Source organism: Pseudomonas sp. S2_A02, from assembly GCF_054668495.1.
The window spans coordinates 2,457,343-2,477,488 of the sequence record NZ_CP162776.1 but is presented as its reverse complement, the minus strand read 5'-3'; the positions used below and the strand labels follow the sequence as shown (position 1 = coordinate 2,477,488).

Here is a 20,146-nt window from a genome sequence, read left to right as displayed (position 1 = left end):
CGGACGGTTTCGCGTCGGCTGTGGTCGGGTTTGTCTTTTTGACTTGGATAGTCGCTGTTCCATAGGACATAGGTGCAGCAGTCGGCCTGCATTCTAAGTGGCGAATGTGGCACTTCAATGGTCGGCTCAAGCACAAGCGCGCAGTGATTTGCGGGAACGGCGCTTGCGCTTGAAAGCGCTGCGGGCGCAGCGCATTTATGTGGGAGCGAGGCTGTTATTTACGGCGCTGCACGAAATTGCGAATTCGCTCGGCGGCTTCCACGCACTCCGCCAGCGGCGCGACCAGCGCCATGCGCACACGCCCGGCGCCCGGGTTGACGCCATCGACTTCGCGGGACAAGTAAGAGCCCGGCACCACGGTCACATGTTCTTGTTCGAACAGATCACGACAGAACGCAGCATCATCTCCCGCCACGTTCGGCCACAGGTAAAAACCACCGTCCGGGCGCTGCACATCCATCACCGGGCCGAGAATCTCCAGCACCGCATCGTATTTCTCGCGATACAACGCACGGTTGGCGCGCACATGCACTTCGTCATTCCACGCGGCGACGCTGGCCAGTTGAGTCTGAACCGGCATCGCGCAGCCATGGTAGGTGCGATACAGCAGGAAGCCTTTGAGAATATCCGCGTCACCGGCGACAAAGCCCGAACGCAGGCCTGGCAGGTTGGAGCGCTTGGACAGGCTGTGGAACACCACGCAACGCTTGAAGTCCTTGCGGCCCAGCTCCACGCACGCGCTGAGCAGGCCCGGCGGTGGGGTTTGTTCGTCGAAGTACAGCTCGCTGTAGCACTCGTCGGCCGCGATCACGAAGTCGTATTCGTCGGCCAGAGCGATCAGCTTCTTCAGGGTGTCGACCGGAATCAGTGCGCCGGTCGGGTTGCCTGGCGAGCACAGGAACAGGATTTGGCAGCGCTTCCAGATGTCTGGCGAAACAGCGTCAAAGTCCGGATTGAAGCCGTTTTCGTCCAGGCACGGCAGGTAATGCGGCTTGGCGCCGGCGAGGAACGCCGCACCTTCATAGATCTGATAGAACGGGTTCGGGCTGACCACCAAGGCATCGTCGCCACGGTTGACCACGGTCTGGGTGAAGGCGAACAGCGCTTCGCGGGTGCCGTTGACCGGCAGTATATTGCGCGCCGGGTCGAGCCAGCCGTTCGGGACGCTGAAGCGACGTTCGCACCAGGCGGCAATGGCTTCACGCAGGGCCGGGATGCCGAGGGTAGTCGGGTAAACGGCCATCTGATCCAGATTGCTCGCCAACGCTTCGGCGACGAAGCTCGGCGAACGGTGTTTCGGCTCGCCGATGGACAGCGCGATGGCGCGCTTATCCGGGTTTGGCGTGACGCTGCCGAGCAGGGCGCGGAGCTTTTCGAACGGGTAGGGCTGCAACTGGTTCAGAGCGTTATTCATGGGGGCCTCGTTCAATGTGGGAGCAGCCTGGCTCCAATGTCAGTCAGGGCAAGAAACCTGTGGGAGCGAGCCTGCTCGTGATGAGGGCAGTAGATTCAGCATCAATGTGTGCTGATCCATCGCTATCGCGAGCTGGCTCGCTCCCACCCGGGTTCCACTTGCCCAATTCGCATTGGAGTTTGCTTGTTCCAACAGGGGAAAATGAGTTAATTCAAAAGCTGATGCGCGAAAGTTTGGTATCGGGTTCCTGGCTGACGCTCAGCTGTTCGACGATTGCGTCCTGCAAGCGGCTGCACAACAACGGGTCGGACAGTGGCTGATTGTTCGCGTCGGTGATGAAGAAAACGTCTTCCACGCGCTCGCCCAAGGTGGCGATCTTGGCGTTCTGCAGCGACAGGTCGAACTCGAGGAAGATCGTGCCGATTCGCGCCAGCAGGCCGGGGCGATCCGGAGCGCTTAGCTCCAATACCGTTACCGGACGCTGAGCGTCGTTGTGGATCGTCACCTGTGGCGCAAACGCGAAATGCTTGAGCTGGCGCGGCACCCGACGCTGAATAATCGTTGGGTAGTTGTCCGGATTGCGCAAGGCCTCAGTCAGGCCTTCACGGATCTGCTTGACTCGCGCCGGGTTATCGCCGATCGAGTCGCCATCGGTGTCGAGCACGATATAGGTGTCGAGGGTGAATTGGCTGCTGGAGGTGATGACCCGCGCGTCGTGAATGTTCAGGTTGAGTTGGTCCATCGCCGCCACGGTCACGGCGAAGAAATCATGCTGGTCCGGTGCATAGATGAAAATCTGCGTACCGCCCTCGAACTCGCGCTGGGTGGTTTCCTTGATCAGCACCAGCGGGCCACCGTCGGCCGGCTGCTGCAGGATCGCGTCAGTGTGCCAGGCCACGTCGCCAGCGGTGTGGCGCAGGAAATAGTCATCGCCCAATTGCGCCCACAACTGCTCGACATCGTCCGGATCGTTGCCGCCGCGTACCAGAATGTCCAGCGCAGCGCTCTGGGTCTGGCGGATCTGCTCTTCGCGATCCACCGGGTTTTCCAGGCCTCGACGCAAGGCGCGCTTGGTCTCGGTGTAGAGCTGGCGCAACAGGCTCGCGCGCCAGGAGTTCCACAGCGTCGGATTGGTTGCGTTGATGTCCGCCACGGTCAGCACGTACAGATAATCGAGGCGGGTTTCATCGCCGACAGTCTGCGCGAAATCATGGATTACGTGCGGATCGGACAAGTCCTTGCGCTGGGCCGTGGTCGACATCACCAGATGGTTCTGCACCAGCCACACGATCAGACGGCTGTCCCAGATCGGCAACTGGTGGCGCTGGCAAAAGGCTTCGGCATCCACGGCGCCGATTTCCGAATGATCGCCATGCCGGCCCTTGCCAATGTCGTGGTACAGACCGGCCAGGTAAATCAGTTCGGGTTTGGGCAGTTTGGCCATGAGCTTGCTGGCCAACGGGAATTTTTCCGACACTTGGGTGTACTGCAGTTTACGCAAGTGCTTGATCAGGTTCAGGGTATGCGCATCGACCGTATAGATGTGAAACAGGTCATGTTGCATCTGCCCGACAATGAAACCGAACTCCGGCAGATAGCGCCCAAGAATGCCGTAACGGTTCATCCGACGCAGGTTGCGGTGGATGCCGATCTTGCACTTGAACAGCTCGATGAACAGGCTGGTATTACGAATATCGTTGCGGAAGTCATCATCGATCAGATGACGATTCTCGCGCAGCAGACGGATGGTATCGGCGCGTACGCCTTTGATCTCCGGTTGCTGGGCCATCAGCACAAAAATCTCGAGCATGGCGAATGGCGTACGGCGGAACACGTTGTCGCTGCGCGCCTCGATGTAGCCGTCATGCAGCTGGAACCGCGAGTTGATCGGTTGTGGTGGTGCTTCGTCTTCGGGGGCCAGGATCACTTCTTCGAAGTGTTGGATGATCAGGTCGCTGAGCTGGGCAATGCTCATGACCACCCGGTAGTACTGCTGCATGAAGTTTTCGATGGCTTGCTTGGCATCATGGCCTGCGAAACCCAGTAGCCCGGCAATCGAGCGCTGGTGATCGAACAGCAAGCGGTCTTCGGAGCGGCCGGCGAGCATGTGCAGGGCGTAACGTACTTTCCACAAAAACTCCTGGGACGAGGCCAGCAGGGCGTTTTCGCTCTCCACCAGGAAGCCTTCGCCCGCCAGGGCTCGCAGGTTCAGGGTGCCGTATTCGCGACGGGCTACCCACAGAATCGTCTGAATATCCCGAAGGCCGCCGGGCGAGCCTTTGACGTTGGGTTCCAGGTTGTATTCAGTGTCGTTGTATTTGTGGTGACGGGCCTTTTGCTCGGCGCGCTTGGCCAGGAAGAACTCCTTGCTCGGCCACATGTGCGCGGTGCTGGTGACATCCAGCATGCGCTGGCGCAGGCGCTCTGGGCCGCAGATGGTGCGGCTTTCCATCAGGTTGGTGACAACCGTCAGGTCAGCGCGGGCTTCAACGGCGCATTCATCCACCGAACGAACGCTCTGGCCGACTTCCAGGCCGATGTCCCACAGCAACGTCAGAAAGCGCTCGATGGAATCTCGAAAAATTTCGTGATCGGCGCTGTCCAGTAAAATCAGCAAATCGATGTCGGAATAGGGATGCAACTCGCCGCGACCGTAGCCGCCGACTGCCACCAGGGCGATATCGGCGTCTTCGCTCCAGTTAAACTGTTCCCAGGCCTGTTGCAGGATGTTGTCGATAAACCAGGCGCGATCCTCGATCAGCCGACGAATGTCCCGGCCACTGCGAAACCGCTCGTCGAGCACCTCGCGGGCCTGACGGATCGCCTTCTTGAAAGCAGCAATAGGGCTTGCCTTCAGGGCCAGTTCAGCCTGGAACTGGCCGCGGTCGAAGAGTTCGGGATCCACCTGCGGCATCGATTGGCTTTCCTTTCTATAAAGCTGGGAACGGAGCGGGCGAGATCAGGCCGAAACGCGCGGGATGGTATCGTCGCTGCGCAAAGTGAAGATCTCGTAACCGGTTTCGGTCACCAGCAAGGTGTGTTCCCACTGTGCCGACAGCTTGCGGTCCTTGGTAATGGCAGTCCAGCCGTCGCCCAGCACCTTGGTGTCGGCCTTGCCCTGGTTGATCATCGGCTCGATGGTGAAGGTCATGCCGGCTTTCAGCTCCATGCCGGTGCCGGCGCGGCCGTAGTGCAGGATCTGCGGTTCTTCGTGGAACACCTTGCCGATGCCATGACCGCAGAACTCGCGAACCACTGAGAAACCGTTCTTTTCCGCGTGCTTCTGGATCACTTCACCGATATCGCCCAGGCGGCAGCCGGGTTTGACCAGTTCGATGGCCTTGTACATGCATTCTTGGGTCACTTGGGACAGACGCTCGGCCCAGACCGGAACGGAACCGACGTGGAACATGCGGCTGGTGTCGCCGTGGTAGCCGTCCTTGATCACAGTGACGTCGATGTTCAGCGTGTCGCCATCTTTCAACGGTTTCTCGTTCGGAATGCCGTGGCAGACCACATGGTTGATCGAGGTGCAGATCGACTTCGGGAAGCCCTTGTAGTTGAGCGGGGCAGGGATGGCTTTCTGCTCATTGACGATGTAGTCGTGGCAGATGCGGTCCAGCTCTTCGGTGGTGACACCCGGTTTGACATAATCGGCAATCATTTCCAGCACATCGGCGGCCAATTTGCCGGCGATCCGCATTTTTGCGATGTCCTCTGGGGTTTTGAGGGTGACGGTCATACAGGCTCTCTCTGCGCTCAATGGCGCCTTCTAAAACGAAATGGGCATTGCACGAATAATTGTCGCGGCCCTGAAAAACACGATTCTATCAGACGATCAGCGCAAATCTGAGCCTCTGTGCATCGCTTCTCTCTATAGGATGGCGCATTCTGGGGGGATTCCAAGGCGGGGGCCAAAAGCATTTCCCAGGTTTTCAGAATCCGGGTTCCGTTTTTTTCTGCCTTGTGATATAAAATGCGCCGCTTTCCGGGGATACCCTAGAAAGCTTAAATCCACACACGTGTCGACACGATGACCTGGGTGCCTTCAGCTGATGCTGCTGGTTGGTCATTGGGATACGTGGAGGCCAAACCCGACTTATTAAGGAACTATCATGTCCCAAGTCAACATGCGCGATATGCTGAAGGCCGGTGTGCACTTCGGTCACCAGACCCGTTACTGGAACCCGAAAATGGGTAAATACATTTTCGGCGCGCGTAACAAGATCCACATTATCAACCTTGAAAAAACCCTGCCAATGTTCAACGAAGCTCTGACTTTCGTAGAGCGTCTGGCCCAGGGCAAAAACAAGATTCTGTTCGTCGGCACCAAGCGTTCCGCTGGCAAGATCGTTGCTGAGGAAGCAGCACGTTGCGGTTCGCCGTACGTCGATCACCGCTGGTTGGGCGGCATGCTGACCAACTTCAAAACCATCCGTGCTTCCATCAAGCGTCTGCGTGACCTTGAAGTACAAGCCGAAGACGGTACTTTCGCCAAGCTGACCAAGAAAGAAGCGCTGATGCGCACTCGCGATCTTGAGAAGCTGGATCGTTCCCTGGGTGGTATCAAGGACATGGGCGGTCTGCCAGACGCTCTGTTCGTTATCGACGTTGATCACGAGCGCATCGCGATCACCGAAGCCAACAAGCTGGGTATCCCGGTTATCGGCGTAGTCGATACCAACAGCAGCCCGGAAGGCGTTGACTACATCATCCCAGGCAACGATGACGCAATCCGCGCTATCCAGCTGTACATGGGTTCGATGGCTGACGCTGTAATCCGCGGTCGCAACCACGTTGCTGGCGGCACCGAGCAGTTCGTTGAAGAAGCTCCGGCAGCTGCAGCTGAGTAACTGACGCCCTGGCGTTGACTCAGTAAGCAAAAAGGGGGCTTGGCCCCCTTTTTGCCACCTCGAAAACCATTTGTGAGCAGCGCAGCTACAGCATTTGTAACGTGCAGCGGCTAACAAGGGTGGTTCGGGAAGAATTGAACGCCCGTTCGATCGGGTGGAATGGTTGAAAACCTATCCAAGAGGAATTTTAAAATGGCAGAGATTACTGCAGCGTTGGTCAAAGAACTGCGCGAGCGTACCGGCGAAGGCATGATGGACTGCAAAAAGGCCTTGACCAAGGCTGGCGGCGACATCGAAAAAGCCATTGATGACATGCGTGCTTCGGGCGCCATCAAGGCTGCCAAAAAAGCTGGCAACGTTGCCGCTGAAGGCGCGATCGCTCTTAAAGAAGACGGTAAATCCGCCGTTCTGCTGGAAGTGAACTCGCAAACCGACTTCCTGGCCCTGCAGGACGACTTCAAGGCATTTGTTGCTGCAAGCGTTGAAAAAGCGTTCGCTGACAAACTGACTGACGTCGCTCCGCTGATCGAAGCTCAAGAAGCCGATCGTCTGGTTCTGGTCGGCAAGGTTGGCGAAAACGTCAACATCCGTCGCCTGGCGCGCGTTGAAGGTGATGTTGTTGGTGGTTACCTGCACGGCAACAAGATCGGTGTCGCGGTTGTTCTTAAAGGCGGCAACGTTGAGCTGGCCAAGGACATCGCTATGCACGTAGCGGCCACCAACCCTGAATTCCTGCTGCCATCGGAAGTTTCCGCTGAAGCGGTCGAGCGCGAGAAAGGCGTGTTCCTGACCCTCAACGCTGACAAGATCGCTGGCAAGCCAGAAAACATCGTTGAAAACATGGTCAAAGGTCGTATCAGCAAGTTCCTGGCTGAAGCGAGCCTGGTTGAGCAGGCGTTCGTCAAGAACCCTGAAATCAAGGTCGGCGAACTGGCCAAGAAAGCCGGTGCTGAAATCGTTTCTTTCACCTACTTCAAAGTAGGCGAAGGCATCGAGAAGCCGGTCGACAACTTCGCTGAAGAAGTTGCTGCCCAGCTGGCTGCCGCCAAGCAATAAGACGGTTCTTTAACTGTCGCCCTGAAGAGGCTGCCCGCTCACGCGCGCAGCCTCTTTTCAGATGGGGTTGCCAATTTTAATTGGTTTCCTTTTGGAACTGGCTTACAAAGCCATGTTCCGATGGCGCTGAAGCAGTGCCAAGCTAGAGTGAACGCCAGCTGTAAACAGCTCGCAAAGAATTTTTAAAATACGCCGCAGGAGAGATTCGCAATGGCTCAGCAGGGCAGTGGTTATCAGGCTCGCTATAAACGCATTCTACTCAAGCTTAGCGGCGAGGCCCTGATGGGCTCGGAAGAGTTCGGGATCGACCCCAAAGTTCTGGATCGCATGGCGCTGGAAGTTGGCCAACTGGTCGGCATCGGTGTTCAGGTCGGTCTGGTGATCGGTGGTGGCAACCTGTTCCGCGGCGCGGCGCTCAGCGCGGCGGGCATGGATCGGGTTACTGGCGACCACATGGGCATGCTGGCCACTGTGATGAACGCCTTGGCGATGCGCGATGCGCTGGAACGTGCCAATATCTCGGCCATCGTGATGTCGGCCATTTCCATGGTTGGTGTGACCGATCACTACGATCGCCGCAAAGCCATGCGCCATCTGAACGCCAAGGAAGTCGTGATTTTTGCGGCCGGTACCGGTAATCCGTTCTTCACCACGGATTCGGCAGCCTGCTTGCGTGCAATCGAAATCGACGCTGACGTGGTGCTCAAGGCAACCAAGGTCGATGGCGTTTACACGGCTGATCCATTCAAAGACCCGCATGCCGAGAAGTTCGATCATCTGACTTATGATGAAGTACTGGATCGCAAGCTGGGTGTAATGGATTTGACGGCTATTTGCCTGTGCCGCGACCACAAGATGCCGCTGCGCGTATTTAACATGAACAAGCCCGGCGCCCTGCTGAATATCGTACATGGCGGCGCTGAAGGGACCCTGATCGAGGAAGGCCAACAATGATCAACGAAATCAAGAAAGACGCTCAAGAGCGCATGAAAAAATCCGTGGAATCGCTGGCGCATAACTTCGGTCGTATTCGTACGGGCCAGGCGCACCCAAGCATTCTGGAAGGTGTGATGGTTCCGTACTACGGCTCCGACACTCCTATCAAGCAAGTGGCGAACATCACCGTTAAAGACGCCCGTACCCTGCAAGTGGTTGCCTTTGAGCGCAACATGCTGGGTGCCGTCGACAAAGCCATCGGTAGTGCGGGTCTGAACCTCAACCCTACCAACCTCGGTGAGTTGCTGCTGATCTCCATGCCAGCCCTGACCGAAGAAACCCGCAAGGGCTTCACCAAGCAGGCGCGTGATGTCGCTGAAGATGCCCGTGTTGCGGTGCGCAACATCCGTCGTGACGCGAACAGCCAGCTCAAGGATCTGGTCAAGGAAAAGGAAATCAGTGAAGACGAAGAGCGTCGCGCCACTGGCGAAATTGATGATCTGACCAAAAAATACGTGGCTGAAATCGACGCGAATTTGGCGCAGAAAGAAAAAGACCTGATGGCCGTATAAGGGTCGCGTTTTAATGGATAAGACAAAGCAGACTGCACCGCCCGCGGTGCCGCGCCATGTCGCGATCATCATGGATGGTAATAATCGCTGGGCGAAAAAACGCTTTATGCCGGGTGTCGCCGGGCATAAAGCGGGTGTGGATGCGGTTCGTGCGGTAATTGAGGTGTGTGCCGAGGCCAAGGTCGAAGTGCTGACCTTGTTTGCCTTCTCCAGTGAGAACTGGCAGCGCCCGGCCGATGAGGTCAGTGCCTTGATGGATCTGTTCTTCAAGGCGTTGCGTCGCGAGGCCAAGCGCCTCAACGACAACAACATCAGTTTGCGCATCATTGGCGATCGTTCGCGTTTTCACCCGGAGCTTCAGGCCGCCATGCGTGAAGCCGAGGCGATGACCGTCGGCGCCAATCGCTTTATCCTGCAGATCGCCGCCAATTACGGCGGTCAGTGGGATATCGCGCAAGCCGCGCAGCGTCTGGCTCGCGAAGTTCAGGCCGGGCATCTGCGTCCGGAGGACATTACCCCCGAGCTGTTGCAAACGTGTCTGGCGACCGGTGATCTGCCGTTGCCGGACTTGTGCATCCGTACCGGTGGCGAGCATCGCATCAGCAACTTCCTGCTGTGGCAACTGGCCTACGCCGAGCTGTACTTCTCCGACCTGTTCTGGCCGGACTTCAAACACGACGCCATGCGCAATGCGCTGGCCGATTTCGCTTCTCGCCAGCGTCGCTTCGGTAAAACGAGCGAGCAGGTCGAGGCTGGAGCCCGGGTTTAATGCTTAAACAACGAATCATCACGGCGCTGATTCTGCTGCCGATTGCCCTGTGCGGGTTTTTCCTGCTCGAAGGGTCCGGTTTTGCGCTGTTCATTGGGCTGGTGGTGACGCTCGGAGCGTGGGAGTGGGCGCGCCTGGCAGGTTTCGCGGCTCAGTCGATTCGCGTTGCCTATGCTGCTGTGGTCGCGTTGGCGCTGTTTGTCATGCATATCGTGCCGGGGCTCGCGCCTTGGGTGTTGGGCGCCTCAGTGCTCTGGTGGGGCGTGGCCACATATCTGGTATTGACCTATCCACAGTCCAGCGAACACTGGGCCAGCGCAGCCTGCAAACTGGTGATCGGATTATTGATTCTGTTGCCGGCCTGGCAAGGCCTGGTTTTGATCAAGCAGGAGCCCTTGGGTAACTGGCTGATCATGGCGGTGATGGTGCTGGTCTGGGGGGCTGATATCGGTGCGTACTTTTCCGGTCGTGCCTTCGGCAAGCGCAAGCTGGCGCCACAGGTCAGTCCTGGCAAGAGTTGGGAAGGCGTGTACGGCGGCTTGCTGATGAGTCTGGTGATTACAGCCATCGTCGGTTTTGTGCGGGACTGGAGTTTCGTTCAGATGCTGATGGGTCTGTTCGGTGCCGCCGTAATCGTATTCATTTCAGTGGTCGGCGACCTCACCGAAAGCATGTTCAAGCGCCAGTCGGGGATCAAGGACAGCAGTAATCTGCTGCCCGGTCACGGCGGCGTGCTGGACCGCATCGATAGCCTGACGGCGGCGATTCCGGTATTCGCTGTGCTGCTGTGGATGGCAGCATGAGCCGCCCACAACAGATTACCGTGCTGGGAGCGACCGGTTCGATTGGTCTGAGTACCCTCGACGTCATTGCCCGTCATCCCGAGCGTTATCAGGTTTTTGCCTTGAGTGGTTTCACTCGCTTGAGTGAGTTGCTGGCGCTGTGTGTGCGTCATTCGCCGCGCTTCGCCGTCGTGCCGGAATCTGGCGCTGCCCGGGGCTTGCAGGACGATTTGCGTGCGGCCGGTCTGTCGACCCGCGTTCTGGTGGGAGAGGAGGGCTTGTGTCAGGTCGCCTCCGATCCGGAAGTCGATGCCGTGATGGCGGCCATTGTCGGTGCGGCGGGCTTGCGTCCGACCCTGGCGGCGGTCGAGGCCGGCAAGAAAATTCTTCTGGCCAATAAAGAAGCACTGGTGATGTCCGGTGCGCTGTTCATGCAGGCCGTGCGCAAAAGCGGTTCAGTGCTGCTGCCGATCGACAGCGAACACAACGCGATTTTCCAGTGCATGCCGCAGGATTTCGCTCGTGGGCTTGGCGCGGTCGGTGTGCGTCGGATTTTGCTCACAGCCTCTGGCGGCCCGTTCCGGCAGACGCCAATGGCCGAACTGGCGCATGTTTCCCCCGAGCAAGCGTGTGCGCACCCGAATTGGTCCATGGGGCGCAAGATTTCGGTGGATTCGGCCAGCATGATGAACAAAGGGCTCGAGCTGATCGAGGCCTGCTGGCTGTTCGATGCCACGCCGTCCCAGGTCGAAGTGGTGATTCACCCGCAGAGCGTGATTCATTCGCTGGTCGACTACATCGATGGTTCGGTACTGGCGCAGTTAGGCAATCCGGACATGCGCACGCCGATCGCCAATGCCTTGGCCTGGCCGGAGCGAATCGACTCGGGTGTTGCACCGCTGGATCTGTTTGCCATCGCTCGCCTGGATTTCCAGGCGCCCGATGAAGAGCGTTTCCCTTGCCTGCGACTTGCACGACAAGCCGCAGAGGCTGGCAACAGCGCGCCGGCCATGCTCAATGCCGCGAATGAAGTGGCTGTAGCGGCCTTTCTCGACGGACGGGTTCGCTACCTGGAAATCGCGAGTATTATCGAGGAAGTGTTGAGCCTCGAGCCTGTGGTTGCGGTAGATGATCTCGAGGCAGTGTTTACGGCTGATGCGAAAGCACGGGTACTGGCCGGGCAATGGTTGAGCCGTCACGGGCGATAAGTGCTGCAATACGTTGCCCCATGCAGCACCGATAGTTGCGGAGAAAATACATGAGCGCGCTCTATATGATTGTCGGCACCCTGGTAGCGCTGGGCGTGCTGGTCACCTTCCACGAATTCGGCCATTTCTGGGTCGCGCGTCGCTGTGGGGTCAAAGTGCTGCGTTTCTCCGTAGGCTTCGGCATGCCGCTGCTGCGCTGGCACGACAGCAAAGGCACTGAATTTGTGATCGCCGCTATCCCATTGGGTGGCTACGTTAAGATGCTCGACGAGCGCGAAGGCGAGGTCCCGGCCGATCAGGTCGATCAATCCTTCAATCGCAAATCTGTCCGTCAGCGCATCGCCATCGTCGCGGCCGGCCCGATCGCCAACTTTCTATTGGCAATGGTGTTTTTCTGGGCACTGGCAATGCTGGGCAGCGAGCAGGTGCGGCCGGTTATCGGTGCGGTCGAGTCCGGCAGTATTGCCTCCAAGGCAGGTTTGAGCCCGGGCCAGGAAATCATGGCCATCGATGGCGAGCCAACCTCCGGCTGGGCCGCGGTGAACCTGCAACTGATCCGTCGCCTGGGTGAGAGCGGTTCCCTTCAATTGCTGGTTCGCGAACAGGGCGCCACGGTGGACTCACCCCGTGAGCTGGTATTGGACAAGTGGCTCAAGGGGGCTGATGAGCCAGACCCGATTCGCTCGCTGGGTATTCGTCCTTGGCGTCCGGCGTTGCCACCAGTCCTGGCTGAATTTGATCCGAAAGGGCCGGCGAAGGCTGCGGGCCTGAAGCCGGGTGACCGCTTGTTGGCCCTTGATGGCAAGGCGCTGGACGACTGGCAGCAGGTAGTCGACATCGTCCGTATGCATCCGGATACCAAAATCATGCTGCGCGTCGAGCGCGATGGTGCTCAAATCGACGTCCCTGTAACGTTGGCCGCTCGCGGCGAGAGTCAGTCACCCAGCGGTTATCTGGGTGCCGGGGTGAAAGCGGTCGATTGGCCACCAGAGATGATTCGCGAAGTTAGTTACGGTCCGGTGGCTGCGATTGGCGAGGGTGCCCGACGCACTTGGACCATGAGCGTACTGACTCTCGATTCGCTCAAGAAAATGTTGTTCGGTGAGCTCTCGGTAAAAAACTTGAGTGGACCGATAACCATTGCTAAAGTGGCGGGCGCTTCTGCCCAGTCGGGCGTCGCTGATTTCCTGAATTTCCTTGCTTATCTGAGTATTAGCTTGGGGGTTCTGAATTTGTTGCCCATTCCTGTACTGGATGGGGGGCATTTGTTGTTTTATCTGATCGAGTGGGCGCGTGGTCGTCCCTTGTCGGATCGGGTGCAAGGTTGGGGGATACAGATCGGTATCAGTTTGGTGGTCGGGGTGATGTTACTTGCTCTGGTCAATGATCTGGGTCGACTGTAACGCTTCGCTGAATTGCGAATCTGCCGCATTTTGCGGCAGTTTTTATTGCCAGTTGGAATAAGAAAGGACTTCATGAAACGTCTGCTGCTAACTGCGGTTCTCACCGTATTGATGATCGCCGAAGTTCACGCCGAGTCCTTCACTATCTCTGATATTCGCGTCAATGGCCTCCAGCGGGTCTCCGCGGGTAGCGTCTTTGGTGCCTTGCCGTTGAACGTCGGCGAACAGGCGGATGATCGTCGCCTGGTGGAATCCACTCGTGCGCTGTTCAAAACCGGGTTCTTTCAAGATATCCAACTGGGTCGCGATGGCAACGTCCTCGTCATCACTGTAGTCGAGCGTCCGTCGGTCGCCAGTATCGAGATCGAAGGCAACAAGGCGATCTCTACTGAAGACCTGATGAAGGGCCTCAAACAATCCGGTCTGGCCGAAGGCGAGATCTTCCAGCGCGCCACCCTTGAAGGTGTGCGTAACGAGCTGCAGCGTCAATACGTCGCTCAGGGCCGTTACTCGGCCACCGTCGATACCGAAGTGGTGCCACAGCCGCGTAACCGCGTGGGCCTGAAGGTCAACATCAACGAAGGCACCGTTGCAGCTATCCAGCACATCAACGTGGTGGGTAACACGGTTTTTCCTGATGAAGACCTGATCGACCTGTTCGAACTCAAGACCAGCAACTGGCTGTCGTTCTTCAAGAACGATGACAAGTACGCTCGTGAAAAACTCTCCGGTGACCTGGAACGTCTGCGTTCCTACTATCTGGATCGCGGCTATATCAATATGGATATCGCGTCGACCCAGGTGTCCATCACCCCGGACAAGAAACACGTCTACATCACCGTCAACGTCAACGAAGGCGAGAAGTACACCGTTCGTGACGTCAAGCTCAGCGGCGACCTGAAAGTGCCTGAAGACCAGGTCAAGTCCCTGCTGCTGGTTCAGAAAGGTCAGGTGTTCTCACGCAAGCTGATGACCACCACGTCCGAACTGATCACCCGTCGCCTGGGTAACGAGGGTTATACCTTCGCCAACGTCAACGGCGTGCCTCAGCCTCACGATGACGACCACACGGTCGACATCACCTTCGCTGTCGATCCGGGCAAGCGTGCTTACGTGAACCGCATCAACTTCCGTGGCAATACCAAGTCCGAAGACGAAGTGCTGCGCCGTGAAATGCGTCAGATGGAAGGCGGTTGGGCTTCGACTTACCTGATCGACCAGTCCAAGACACGTCTGGAGCGTCTGGGCTTCTTCAAGGAAGTCAACGTCGAAACACCGGCCGTGCCCGGTGTCGATGACCAGGTTGATGTGAACTACAGCGTTGAAGAGCAGGCGTCCGGTTCGATTACCGCCAGCGTCGGTTTTGCCCAGAGCGCCGGCCTGATCCTCGGCGGTTCGATCACCCAGAACAACTTCCTGGGTACCGGTAACAAGGTCAGCATCGGTTTGACCCGCAGTGAATACCAGAGCCGCTATAACTTCGGTTATGTCGACCCCTACTGGACTGCTGACGGTGTGAGCTTGGGTTACAACGCTTTCTACCGCACCACCGACTACGACGAACTCGATGCCGACGTGTCCAGCTATGCTGTAGACAGCCTGGGTGCGGGCGTGAGTGTCGGTTACCCGATCAGCGAGACTTCGCGCCTGACTTTCGGTCTGTCTGCACAGCAGGACAAGATCAAGACGGGCTTGTACACCGTTGACGAGATCTTCGACTTCGTTAACAAGGAAGGTGACAGCTACCTGAACTTCAAGGCGTCGGCCGGTTGGTCCGAGTCCACCCTGAACAAAGGTGTACTGGCGACCCGTGGACATTCTCAGAGCCTGACTCTGGAAAGCACTACTCCTGGCAGCGACCTGTCGTTCTTCAAGCTTGATTATCGTGGCCAGTTGTTCCAGCCATTGAGCGAAAACTACACCATGCGCCTGCACACCGAGTTGGGTTATGGCGATGGTTATGGTTCGACCGATGGCTTGCCATTCTATGAAAACTACTATGCTGGCGGTTTCAACTCGGTTCGCGGCTTCAAGGACAGTACGTTGGGTCCTCGCAGTACGCCAAGTACCGGCAAGAACCCTGGCACAGCGGCAGATCCCGATCAGGACCCGCTGCCGTTCGGTGGTAATGTCCTGATTCAGGGCGGTGTGGAGGTTCTGTTCCCGCTGCCGTTCGTCAAGGATCAACGTTCGCTGCGTACCTCGGTATTCTGGGACGTGGGTAATGTTTTCGACTCGCAGTGCAAGTCGAGCACCAACGCCGATGGTTCGAAGGCCAACACGCAGTGCAACGACATCAGCCTGAGCAACATGGCCAGTTCCGTCGGTGTCGGCGTGACTTGGGTTACCGCACTGGGTCCTTTGAGCTTCGCATTGGCCATGCCGATCAAGAAACCGGATGAAGCAGAAACTCAAGTGTTCCAATTCTCCCTCGGCCAGACGTTCTAAGCGTCTGACCCAAGATAACGACAATGGATTTTGTAGGAGTGCATCGTGCGTAAGTTGACTCAATTGGTTCTCCTGGCGACCGTACTGGTAGCAGGGCCGGCTTTTGCCGACATGAAAATCGCCGTACTGAACTATCAGATGGCATTGCTGGAATCCGACGCGGCGAAAAAATACGCCGTGGATGCCGAGAAAAAATTCGGCCCGCAACTGACCAAGCTCAAAAGCCTGGAAAGCAGCGCCAAGGGTATCCAGGACCGCCTGATGGCCGGTGGTGACAAAATGCAGCAAGGCGAGCGTGAACGTCTGGAGCTCGAGTTCAAGCAAAAGGCTCGTGATTTCCAGTTCCAGTCCAAGGAACTGAACGAAGCCAAGGCCGTTGCCGACCGTGAAATGCTGAAACAGCTCAAGCCGAAACTGGACAGCGCTGTGGAAGAAGTCATCAAGAAAGGTGCTTTTGACCTGGTCTTCGAGCGTGGCGCAGTGATTGATGTCAAGCCTCAGTACGACATCACTCGCCAGGTTATCGAGCGCATGAATCAGCTGAAGTAACCCATGACAGCGACTATAAAGCTCGGCCAGTTGGCCGAGTTCCTCGGCGCCACCTTACGTGGCGACCCGAAGAAAGAAATTACTGGGCTAGCCACTTTGCAAGAGGCTGGCCCAGCTCAGTTGAGCTTTCTGGCAAATCCTCAATACCGTAAATACCTGGCTGACAGTCAGGCCGCAGCTGTATTGCTGAAGGCCGCTGACGCTGAAGGTTTTGCCGGTGATGCATTGGTGGTGCCGGATCCGTATCTGGCTTACGCGCGCGTTTCCCATCTGTTCGATCCCAAGCCCAAGGCGCCTGTCGGTATTCATCCGACAGCGGTGGTGGCAGCGGATGCAGTGGTCGATCCGGCCGCGAGCATTGGTGCTTTTGCGGTGATCGAAAGTGCAGCGCGTGTTGGCGCAGGTGTGACCATTGGGGCTCATTGCTTCATCGGTGCGCGCTGCGAAATCGGCGAGGGCGGCTGGTTGGCCCCGCGGGTCACGCTGTATCACGACGTGCGCATCGGCAAACGGGTGGTGATTCAATCCGGTGCCGTGCTCGGCGGTGAAGGCTTCGGCTTTGCCAACGAGAAAGGTGTCTGGCAGAAAATCGCGCAGATCGGCGGTGTCTCGATCGGCGATGACGTGGAGATAGGCGTAAATACCGCTATCGATCGCGGCGCACTGGCCGATACCGTTATCGGCAATGGTGTGAAGCTCGACAACCAGATTCAGATTGCCCACAACGTCCAGATCGGTGACCACACCGCCATGGCCGCGTGTGTGGGGATCTCCGGCAGCACCAAAATCGGCAAGCATTGCATGCTCGCCGGTGGCGTGGGGCTGGTGGGGCATATCGAGATTTGCGACAACGTTTTCCTGACCGGGATGACCATGGTGACCCACTCGATTACCGAGCCAGGTTCCTATTCTTCCGGTACGGCGATGCAACCGGCAGCCGAATGGCGCAAAAGCGCGGCACGTATCCGTCAGCTCGATGACATCGCGCGACGTCTGCGACAGCTGGAAAAGCGTGTAGGGGACGTGACCCCTGACGGTAATGCTTCATCAGATGGCTGATACCATTTCCATATCAAGTGTGCACAGCCGCTAGACTGCCTCCCTTGATTTGCTAGAGGAGTGCGCGTCAGTCGCGCGCTCCCAATCTTTACATAGGCTTCCCCCGAAATGATGGACATCAACGAGATTCGCGAATACCTGCCTCACCGTTACCCGTTCCTGCTGGTGGACCGGGTCGTGGATCTGGATGTGGAAGGCAAGCGCATTCGCGCCTACAAGAATGTCAGCATCAACGAGCCATTCTTCAATGGTCACTTCCCTGCGCATCCAATCATGCCGGGCGTACTGATCATCGAAGCGATGGCTCAGGCTGCCGGGATCCTTGGTTTCAAAATGCTCGACGTGAAGCCTGCTGATGGCACGCTTTATTACTTCGTCGGCTCCGACAAGCTGCGCTTCCGTCAGCCCGTGCTGCCAGGCGATCAGTTGATCCTGGAAGCCAAGTTCCTGAGCTGCAAGCGCCAGATCTGGAAGTTCGAGTGCCAGGCTTCGGTCGACGGCAAGCCAGTCTGCTCCGCTGAAATCATCTGCGCGGAACGCAAACTATGAGTTTGATTGACCCTCGCGCAATCATCGATCCGACGGCCATTTTGGCCGACGACGTCGAAGTCGGCCCTTGGTCGATCATCGGCGCAGGTGTGGAAATCGGCGAGGGGACAGTGATCGGGCCGCATGTGATTCTTAAGGGCCCGACCCGAATCGGTAAGCACAACCGCATCTACCAGTTTTCTTCGGTAGGCGAGGACACGCCCGATTTGAAATACAAGGGCGAAGAAACCCGTCTGGTCATCGGTGACCATAACGTCATCCGTGAAGGCGTGACGATTCACCGCGGGACCATTCAGGACCGTTCTGAAACGACCCTGGGCGATCACAACCTGATCATGGCCTATGCCCACATCGGTCACGACAGCGTTATTGGCAATCACTGCATTCTGGTCAACAACACCGCGTTGGCGGGCCATGTGCACGTTGAAGACTGGGCGATCCTGTCCGGTTTTACCCTGGTTCACCAGTATTGCCACATTGGCGCCCACAGCTTTTCCGGCATGGGCACTGCCATTGGCAAGGACGTTCCCGCCTACGTCACGGTATTTGGCAACCCGGCCGAAGCCCGCAGCATGAACTTCGAAGGCCTGCGCCGTCGCGGTTTCAGCGAAGATGCGATCCACGCCCTGCGTCGTGCCTATAAGGTGGTTTACCGCCAGGGCCTGACGGTCGAACAGGCGCTCGCCGAGCTGGCCGAACCTTCGCTTCAGTTCCCGGAAGTCGCGGTGTTCCGTGATTCCATCCAGTCTTCGACCCGCGGCATCACCCGTTAACCATGGCCAATCTGCGTGTTGCGCTGGTGGCGGGAGAGGCTTCCGGTGACATTCTGGGTGCGGGCCTCATGCGCGCGCTCAAAGCTCAGCACCCGGCGGTCGAGTTCATCGGTGTCGGCGGTCCGCTGATGCAGGCCGAAGGCCTGACCTCGTATTTCCCGATGGAACGCCTTTCTGTCATGGGGCTTGTGGAGGTGCTGGGTCGTTTGCGCGAGCTGTTGGCACGTCGCAAGAAACTGGTCGCGGACCTGATCGCCGAGAAGCCGGACGTGTTCATCGGTATCGATGCCCCGGACTTCAACCTCAATATCGAACTCAAGCTGCGTCAGGCCGGGATCAAGACCGTGCATTACGTCAGCCCGTCGGTCTGGGCCTGGCGGCAGAAGCGGGTGCTGAAGATTCGCGAAGGTTGCGACCTGATGCTGACGCTGTTCCCGTTCGAAGCCAAGTTTTATGAAGAGAAGGGTGTGCCGGTGCGGTTTGTCGGCCATTCCCTGGCCGATGCGATTCCGCTTGAGGCTGATCGCGCGGCAGCGCGGGCCGAACTTGGCTTGCCGGATGGGCCGCTGGTCGCCCTGATGCCGGGTAGCCGCGGTGGTGAGGTTGGGCGCCTTGGTGCGCTGTTCCTCGACACCGCTCAGCGCTTGAGCGCCATGCGCCCGGGCGTACGGTTCGTCATGCCATGCGCGAGCCCGCAGCGCCGGGCCCAGCTTGAAGAGCTGCTGTCCGGTCGCGATCTGCCGCTGACTTTGCTCGATGGCAAATCCCATCTGGCCCTGGCTGCTTGCGACGCGGTGTTGATCGCTTCGGGCACGGCTACGCTGGAAGCATTGTTGTACAAGCGGCCAATGGTGGTCGCTTATCGCTTGGCACCGCTGACGTTCTGGATTCTCAAACGGATGGTGAAGAGTCCCTACGTCTCCTTGCCAAATCTGCTGGCCCAGCGCCTGCTGGTGCCGGAGTTGTTGCAGGACGATGCGACGGTTGAGGCCTTGGCCCAGACCCTGTCGCCACTGATCGAAGGTGGCCAGGAGCAGACCCGAGGCTTTGACGAAATCCACCGAACCCTGCGCTTGGACGCCTCCAATCAGGCAGCGGATGCGGTACTGAACCTGATTGGCAGAGCATAATGAGCAAAGCAAGCAAGCAGCTGGGCCTGGATTTTATGCTAGTCGATGAACTTGAAGATCTGGTGGCGGGTGTCGATGAAGTCGGTCGCGGCCCGCTTTGCGGTGCAGTGGTGACGGCGGCAGTGATCCTCGATCCGAGCCGCCCCATCCTGGGCCTCAACGATTCGAAAAAGCTCACCGAGGCTCGCCGTGATGCGCTTTACGACGAAATCTGCGAAAAGGCCCTGAGCTGGTATGTCGCTCGCGCTGAAGTAGAAGAAATCGACGAACTGAACATTCTTCACGCCACCATGCTGGCCATGCAGCGTGCCGTCGAGGGGCTGCACATTCAGCCGAAACTGGCGATGATAGACGGCAACCGCTGCCCGAAACTCTCGATGCGTGCGGAAGCGGTGATCCAGGGCGATGGCAAGGTGCCAGCCATTGCCGCGGCATCGATTCTGGCCAAGGTCAGCCGTGATCGAGAGATGGCGGCATTCGAACTGATTTATCCGGGTTACGGGATCGGAGGCCATAAAGGCTACCCGACACCCGTTCATCTGGAAGCGCTGGCCCGCTTGGGGCCGACCCCAATTCATCGCCGCTCGTTCGCCCCGGTACGCTTGGCGTATGAAGCGCGGGAAAACCTGATAGGTAGTTAGTCGC

General features: G+C 58.0%; 18 protein-coding genes. 15 read left to right on the top strand and 3 right to left on the bottom strand.

What is annotated here, in order from left to right; all coding sequences use genetic code 11:
- Positions 1–214 precede the first annotated feature (214 nt).
- The 3 genes from dapC to map all read right to left on the bottom strand — a co-directional run bounded on the left by dapC (position 215) and on the right by map (position 5,156).
- A complete protein-coding gene (gene dapC, locus AB4O41_RS11450; protein ID WP_460147788.1) occupies positions 215–1,414 on the bottom strand; it encodes a succinyldiaminopimelate transaminase in 1,200 nt (399 codons plus the stop codon).
- A gap of 211 nt (positions 1,415–1,625) precedes the next feature.
- Positions 1,626–4,328 (bottom strand): [protein-PII] uridylyltransferase, encoded by a 2,703-nt coding sequence (locus AB4O41_RS11445; protein ID WP_460147787.1) that lies wholly within the window; start codon positions 4,326–4,328, stop codon positions 1,626–1,628.
- A gap of 45 nt (positions 4,329–4,373) precedes the next feature.
- A complete protein-coding gene (map, locus tag AB4O41_RS11440; RefSeq protein ID WP_052966361.1) occupies positions 4,374–5,156 on the bottom strand; it encodes a type I methionyl aminopeptidase in 783 nt (260 codons plus the stop codon).
- Positions 5,157–5,529: 373 nt separating this feature from the next.
- Here map and rpsB point away from each other — a divergent pair, with 373 nt between their 5' ends.
- The 15 genes from rpsB (at position 5,530) to rnhB (ending at position 20,142) form a co-directional block, all read left to right on the top strand.
- Positions 5,530–6,267, top strand: coding sequence for a 30S ribosomal protein S2 (gene rpsB, locus AB4O41_RS11435; protein WP_007907989.1), 738 nt, complete (start codon positions 5,530–5,532; stop codon positions 6,265–6,267).
- Between the two features lie 192 nt (positions 6,268–6,459).
- Complete coding sequence (gene tsf / locus AB4O41_RS11430; RefSeq protein ID WP_154997187.1) at positions 6,460–7,323, top strand: translation elongation factor Ts; 864 nt, start codon at positions 6,460–6,462, stop codon at positions 7,321–7,323.
- Between the two features lie 210 nt (positions 7,324–7,533).
- The gene (gene pyrH / locus AB4O41_RS11425) at positions 7,534–8,277 is read left to right on the top strand and encodes a UMP kinase (RefSeq protein WP_003172271.1); all 744 of its coding nucleotides are present in this window, start codon (positions 7,534–7,536) and stop codon (positions 8,275–8,277) included.
- Positions 8,274–8,831 carry a ribosome recycling factor gene (frr, locus tag AB4O41_RS11420; protein WP_007907979.1) on the top strand — a complete coding sequence of 186 codons (558 nt, stop codon included), beginning with the start codon at positions 8,274–8,276 and terminating at the stop codon, positions 8,829–8,831. The genes pyrH and frr overlap by 4 nt, the downstream gene beginning before the upstream one ends.
- 13 nt (positions 8,832–8,844) lie before the next feature.
- Entirely contained in the window at positions 8,845–9,600 is a 756-nt protein-coding gene (gene uppS / locus AB4O41_RS11415) for a polyprenyl diphosphate synthase (protein ID WP_460147786.1), read from the top strand.
- Positions 9,600–10,403, top strand: a complete 804-nt coding sequence (locus AB4O41_RS11410) for a phosphatidate cytidylyltransferase (RefSeq protein WP_460147785.1) — start codon at positions 9,600–9,602, stop codon at positions 10,401–10,403. Before uppS ends, AB4O41_RS11410 begins: the two co-directional genes overlap by 1 nt.
- Positions 10,400–11,590 (top strand): 1-deoxy-D-xylulose-5-phosphate reductoisomerase, encoded by a 1,191-nt coding sequence (gene ispC, locus AB4O41_RS11405; protein WP_460147784.1) that lies wholly within the window; start codon positions 10,400–10,402, stop codon positions 11,588–11,590. Before AB4O41_RS11410 ends, ispC begins: the two co-directional genes overlap by 4 nt.
- Before the next feature lie 50 nt (positions 11,591–11,640).
- On the top strand, positions 11,641–12,993 hold the full coding sequence (gene rseP / locus AB4O41_RS11400; RefSeq protein WP_460147783.1) for an RIP metalloprotease RseP: 1,353 nt from the start codon (positions 11,641–11,643) through the stop codon (positions 12,991–12,993).
- 72 nt (positions 12,994–13,065) lie between these two features.
- Positions 13,066–15,441, top strand: a complete 2,376-nt coding sequence (gene bamA / locus AB4O41_RS11395; protein ID WP_460147782.1) for an outer membrane protein assembly factor BamA — start codon at positions 13,066–13,068, stop codon at positions 15,439–15,441.
- Between the two features lie 45 nt (positions 15,442–15,486).
- Positions 15,487–15,990 carry an OmpH/Skp family outer membrane protein gene (locus tag AB4O41_RS11390; protein WP_007907155.1) on the top strand — a complete coding sequence of 168 codons (504 nt, stop codon included), beginning with the start codon at positions 15,487–15,489 and terminating at the stop codon, positions 15,988–15,990.
- Between the two features lie 3 nt (positions 15,991–15,993).
- The gene (gene lpxD / locus AB4O41_RS11385) at positions 15,994–17,049 is read left to right on the top strand and encodes a UDP-3-O-(3-hydroxymyristoyl)glucosamine N-acyltransferase (protein WP_460147781.1); all 1,056 of its coding nucleotides are present in this window, start codon (positions 15,994–15,996) and stop codon (positions 17,047–17,049) included.
- Between the two features lie 108 nt (positions 17,050–17,157).
- Positions 17,158–17,598 (top strand): 3-hydroxyacyl-ACP dehydratase FabZ, encoded by a 441-nt coding sequence (gene fabZ, locus AB4O41_RS11380; RefSeq protein ID WP_007907157.1) that lies wholly within the window; start codon positions 17,158–17,160, stop codon positions 17,596–17,598.
- Positions 17,595–18,371: an acyl-ACP--UDP-N-acetylglucosamine O-acyltransferase gene (lpxA, locus tag AB4O41_RS11375; protein WP_008010226.1), complete on the top strand. Its 777-nt coding sequence runs from the start codon at positions 17,595–17,597 to the stop codon at positions 18,369–18,371. The genes fabZ and lpxA overlap by 4 nt, the downstream gene beginning before the upstream one ends.
- A gap of 2 nt (positions 18,372–18,373) precedes the next feature.
- Positions 18,374–19,501, top strand: a complete 1,128-nt coding sequence (gene lpxB / locus AB4O41_RS11370) for a lipid-A-disaccharide synthase (protein WP_460147780.1) — start codon at positions 18,374–18,376, stop codon at positions 19,499–19,501.
- The gene (rnhB, locus tag AB4O41_RS11365) at positions 19,501–20,142 is read left to right on the top strand and encodes a ribonuclease HII (RefSeq protein ID WP_008072671.1); all 642 of its coding nucleotides are present in this window, start codon (positions 19,501–19,503) and stop codon (positions 20,140–20,142) included. The genes lpxB and rnhB overlap by 1 nt, the downstream gene beginning before the upstream one ends.
- Positions 20,143–20,146 lie beyond the last annotated feature (4 nt).